Raw genomic sequence first — 3,908 nt, forward strand, 5'->3', positions numbered from 1 at the left:
CTGTCAGGTTATTTATTCCTGGTTCATAGTTACCAAGCAGGAGCTTGGTAGCTATCATTGAAATTCACGTTCCTTTCGAGAAAATTATTTTCCTTAAGCTGTCAGGTTATTTATTCCTGGTTCATAGTTACCAAGCAGGAGCTTGGTAGCTAGCATTGAACAAACTCTCTGCTAAAACGACACTTCCTGGTTACCAAGCTCCTGCTTGGTAACTAACGCCGCACACTTCCTGGTTACCAAGCTCCTGCTTGGCAACTAACACCGCACATTATAATTAAACAATATCCTCTATTTCAAGCAAACCCTTTCCTAAAATAAAATTCGTTGCGCTTGAATATTTCCAATCTTCAGGATTTTCTACATAACCGCCCCGTACAGGATTCTCGTGTATATAATTAGCTTTCTGCCTGAACATATCAATACCCTGAATTAATTGAGGATGAAATCCCTCCTGCCACACTTGATATATTGAATCTGTTTTATACTTCTTTTTATTGATTCTCATAAGATTCAATACATTATTTCTATTATCCTCTTTCAATTGATTAACGATTTGACGAGCAGTATAGCTTTTATATTCCTTCATGAATTTAGCAAGATTATCAGCAGATAAAATCGCGTGAAAATGATTTTTCATTAATACATAAGCGAATAGACAAAATTTCTTTTTTCTTTGACAATACTTGAATGATTCTATTAAAATGTTAAAATACATATCATTAACAAAGACCGGCAGCCAGTTTATTATACTTGAACTGATGAAATGTATTCCTTCTTTATCATATATATTATATCTCGTTCTCATAAGCTTGCCATGTCCTTAGTTACCAAGCAGGAGCTTGGTAGCTAGCATTGAAATTCACGTTCCTTTCGAGAAAATTATTTTCCTTAAGCTGTCAGGTCATTTATTCCTGGTTCATAGTTACCAAGCAGGAGCTTGGTAGCTAGCATTGAACAAACTCTCTGCTAAAACGACACTTCCTGGTTACCAAGCTCCTGCTTGGTAACTAACGCCGCACACTTCCTGGTTACCAAGCTCCTGCTTGGCAACTAACACCGCACATTATAATTAAACAATATCCTCTATTTCAAGCAAACCCTTTCCTAAAACGATACTTTCGGCGGCTCTTTCTTTTCAACAGCTATCTCGTAATACTGCCTTAATGAATGACCGAATGTCTGGGCAAATAAATTTGCCGGAAATGTCTCCTGAAGCGTATTATAGTTTCTCACTTGCTGATTGTAAGAGGCTCTCACCTCAGCTATTTCATTCTCGACCTGTGATAACTGGTTCTGTAAATCCTGAAAATTCCGGTCGGCTTTTAAATCTGGATAGTTTTCCGAGACTGCAAATAATGTCTTCAATGTGCCCGTAAGCGTTTCAGAGGCTTTGAATTTTTCGCCGGCGTCCTTGGCGTTTAAAAGGGATGACCGCGAGGCGGCAACATTTTCCAAAACCGTTTTTTCATGTTTGGCATAGCCTTTAACGGTTTCGACCAGATTAGGTATCAAGTCAGCCCTTTTGGTAAGCAGGACATCAATCTGGCTGAAAGCCTCATCAACTTGATTTTTTCGATTGATCAGCCTGTTATAAATAAAAATCAGGAAAATAACAGGCAAAATAAACAGGGCAAACAAAAATAAAAATACTACTATCATAAGCATCTATCCTTTGGCTAATTTATTCTGATATTCCTTTAATTTTTCAGCGGTAGATTCATCGCTCAGAGCCAGAATCCTGACAGCTAATAAGGCGGAGTTCTTTGCGCCATGACTGCCGATTGCCATTGTTGCCACTGGTGTACCCGTGGGCATCTGCACGATAGAGTATAAAGCGTCAACTCCATTTAGCGCCGACCCCGGCATAGGCACGCCGATTACCGGCAAAATCGTATGAGCGGCGATTACTCCGGGTAATGCCGCCGCCATTCCCGCCGCCGCTATTATAACCTTGAAACCCTTGCTGGCAGCGGTTTCAGCTAAGGTCCTTGTTTTTTCAGTGTGGCGATGAGCCGAACTTATCTGATACTCATAAGAAATACCAAATTCATCCAGCATAGCTAAACACCCTTTCATTGTCTCGGAATCCGATTTACTGCCAAGGATTATTAAAACCTGTTTTGCTGTACTCATCTCATCAGCCCTATTCTATTTTGTGCGCGCCAGCCAATATCGGTGCGATAATACATATCCTCAAAATTTATCTTCTCGACCAAATTATAAACATTGGCAATAGCATCTTTTATACCATTTCCGTAAGCGAAGGCATTGAGAACCCGACCGCCGTTGGTCAAAAACTTGCCGTCTTCAAATTTCGTTCCGGCATGAAATACCAATCCGTCATTTTCAGTAACCGAATCGAGTCCGTGAATAACCTTGCCTGTTTCATACGTGCCCGGATATCCCTTTGAGGCAAGAACTACGGTAACAGCCGATTTCTCAGACCATTTAATCTCATCAATGTTCAGGTAACCATCAATTATATTCAGCAAAACATCAGCTAAGTCGTTTTCCAAAAGCGGCAGAACTACCTGGGTTTCGGGATCGCCAAAGCGGCAGTTATATTCAAGCACCTTAACGCCGCGGTTGGAAATCATCAAACCGCAATACAATACCCCTTTGTAGGTTCTGTTTTCAGCGGTCAACCCGGCTATCGTTGGCTCTAAAATTTCGTCATAAATCGTTTTTGCCAAGCGCGAATCAATTATATTAGTTGGAGCATAAGCGCCCATACCGCCAGTGTTGGGGCCTTTATCGCCCTCATAAATACGTTTATGGTCTTGTGAGAAAACCATCGGTACAATAGTCTTGCCATCGGTAAAAGCCATAACCGTAACTTCCTCGCCCTCAAGAAATTCCTCAACAATAAGTCTCAATCCGGCTGAACCGAAAACTTTTTGAACCATAATCTTCTCAACAGCCTCGTAAGCATCCTCGATATTATGACAAACTATAGCGCCCTTGCCCGCCGCTAAACCATCTGCTTTGATAACAAGAGGATAGCTGGAGGATTTAACAAAATCCATCGCCTCAAAATTTTTCGAGAATATCTTATAGCTGGCAGTTGGGATGTGATGTTTATGCATAAAATCTTTAGCAAACGCTTTGCTGCCTTCTATTTGCGAGGCTTCTTTGCTAGGTCCGAATATTTTTAAACCGCGGTTCTCAAACTCATCAACAATGCCAAGCGTTAAGGGCACTTCAGGCCCAACAACAGTCAGGTCAATATTATTATTCTTAGCAAAATCGACCAATCCGGTAAGATTATCAACCGCTAAATCCACACATTCGGCAATTGTGCCTATGCCAGCATTACCCGGAGCGGCATATATTTTTTTTACTTTGGCTGATAGCGACAGTTTCCAACAGATTGCATGTTCTCTTCCCCCGCCTCCAATAACTAAAACTTTCATTATTTTTCTCTCCTTATTAGAATTATTAATTATATTTCTAAACCGTGTTATTGCAAGCTTTTTTTATAATAAAGAACAAGCCGGATTCCTGTCATTTAGCTCACAAGGAATTTAATTTCGCGGAGGGCAGATATCCTGATGCTGTGCCGCAAGTTGGTTTTCATAGTCATCACGAGGAGCGGAGCGGGCATGTCTGTGCAATCTCGGTAACGCTCCAAATTGCATGGACGTGCTTTGGGACAACTCTTAGTAACCTAAGCAAAATAAATAGTCGGATATAGCCGGATTATTGCTTTGTTAATAACTTGGCAATAAATATAAAAGCTATTTCAACAAAGACATTTTCTTTGTATCTGAAAAAGTGCCGGCTTGTATTTTATAAAAGCAAGTCACTACTGGCCGGCCTTTTGTCCGTCTTAGGCGGATGCTATAATGATGTCATTCCCACACTGCCCGCGTCATTCCCAACTTGATTGGGAATCCAGAGATTGGTCG

Annotated in this window: 4 protein-coding genes; all 4 read right to left on the reverse strand. The window is 40.9% G+C overall.

Annotated elements, in window-relative coordinates:
- Positions 1-274: 274 nt before the first annotated feature.
- Positions 275-805: a transposase gene (locus tag J7K40_02865; protein MCD6161337.1), complete on the reverse strand. Its 531-nt coding sequence runs from the start codon at positions 803-805 to the stop codon at positions 275-277.
- 299 nt (positions 806-1,104) lie between these two features.
- Entirely contained in the window at positions 1,105-1,659 is a 555-nt protein-coding gene (locus J7K40_02870; protein ID MCD6161338.1) for a LemA family protein, read from the reverse strand.
- A 6-nt stretch (positions 1,660-1,665) separates the two neighbouring features.
- Positions 1,666-2,133: a 5-(carboxyamino)imidazole ribonucleotide mutase gene (gene purE, locus J7K40_02875; protein ID MCD6161339.1), complete on the reverse strand. Its 468-nt coding sequence runs from the start codon at positions 2,131-2,133 to the stop codon at positions 1,666-1,668.
- Complete coding sequence (gene purD / locus J7K40_02880) at positions 2,130-3,413, reverse strand: phosphoribosylamine--glycine ligase (GenBank protein ID MCD6161340.1); 1,284 nt, start codon at positions 3,411-3,413, stop codon at positions 2,130-2,132. Before purD ends, purE begins: the two co-directional genes overlap by 4 nt.
- Positions 3,414-3,908 lie beyond the last annotated feature (495 nt).

The sequence above is a fragment of the Candidatus Zixiibacteriota bacterium genome, from assembly GCA_021159005.1.
GTDB lineage: Bacteria > Zixibacteria > MSB-5A5 > UBA10806 > 4484-95 > JAGGSN01.